The sequence below is a fragment of the Streptomyces sp. NPDC033221 genome (assembly GCF_055577005.1).
In genome coordinates this window covers 1-1,157 of record NZ_JBVIQN010000102.1, presented here as the reverse complement: position 1 = coordinate 1,157, position 1,157 = coordinate 1, and the positions used below count along the sequence as shown (strand labels likewise).

At 70.1% G+C, this 1,157-nt stretch carries 1 protein-coding gene; it reads left to right on the top strand.

The features are described 5' to 3' along the window. Positions 1 to 67: 67 nt before the first annotated feature. Positions 68 to 1,131 (top strand): IS630 family transposase gene (locus ACZ53K_RS42710; RefSeq protein ID WP_468848555.1). Its coding sequence is split into 2 segments (ribosomal slippage): positions 68 to 511 and positions 514 to 1,131, totalling 1,062 coding nucleotides; the frame shifts between segments, so codons are not numbered across the junction. The last annotated feature ends 26 nt before the right edge of the window (positions 1,132 to 1,157 follow it).

Below are 1,157 nucleotides of genomic sequence, written 5' to 3'. Positions count from 1 at the left end.
CTACTGACCTTCAAAGCGTGGTGTCTCAGGGGCTGACAGTTGATGGTCGCGGCGGTATGCCGTCTGCATGAGGTATGCGCAGGGTGGTGGGCTGACCGCTGAGCGGCGGGCGTTTCGTGAGCGGTTGCGGCAGGAGGCGGCTGAGCGGTTCGCCTGTGGTGACGAGGTCGCCGTCATTGCTCACGACCTGCGGGTCACGGTGCGGTCGGTGCAGCGCTGGCACAGAGCGTGGGCCGAGGGCGGGACGGGGGCGCTGGCGTCGAAGGGTCCGGCCTCGCTGCCGGTGCTGAGCGATGAGTTGTTCGCGGTGCTGGAACGGGAGCTGGACAAGGGACCCCTGGCGCACGGCTGGCCGGACCAGACCTGGACGCTGTCGCGGATCAGGACGCTGATCGGGCGCCGGTTCCACAAGAGCTACACCGTCCAGGGCGTCGCCGCACTGCTCAAGCGGCACGGATGGTCCTGCCAGGTGCCCGCCCGGCGGGCCGCCGAGCGCGACGAGGCCGCGGTGGCCGGCTGGGTGAAGGGCACCTGGCCGCGCGTGGAATGACCGCGGCGGGGCTCGGTGCCTGGCTGGTGTTCGAGGACGAGGCCGGGTTCGCGATGACTCCGCCCACCAGCCGCACCTGGTCCCGGCGCGGCCAAACCCCCGTCGTGCGGGTCCGCGGCCGATCCCGCCGGCGCCTGTCCATCGCCGCCCTGGCCTGCTACAAGCCCGGACACCCCTCCCGGCTGATCTACCGGCCGCGGCCCGACAACCGCGCCGATGGACGCAAGAGCTTCGCCTGGACCGACTACCGCGACCTGCTCCAGGCCGCCCACCAGCAGCTCGGCGGCCCGATCGTGTTGGTCTGGGACAATCTCAACACCCACCTGGCAGCCGACATGCGCCGCTACATCGCCGGCCGCGACTGGCTCACGGTCTACCAGCTGCCCTCTTACGCTCCCGACCTCAACCCGGTCGAAGGCCTCTGGTCCATCCTGCGCCGCACCACCCTGGCCAACCGAGCCTTTGCCGATCCCGAGGACCTCATCACTGCTGTCCGACGGGGCCTGCGACAGCTCCAGTACCGCAGCGACGTCATCGACGGCTGCCTCACCGGCACCGGACTCATCCCCGCCCCACCATGACGACATCACGCATTCAAGGTCAGTAA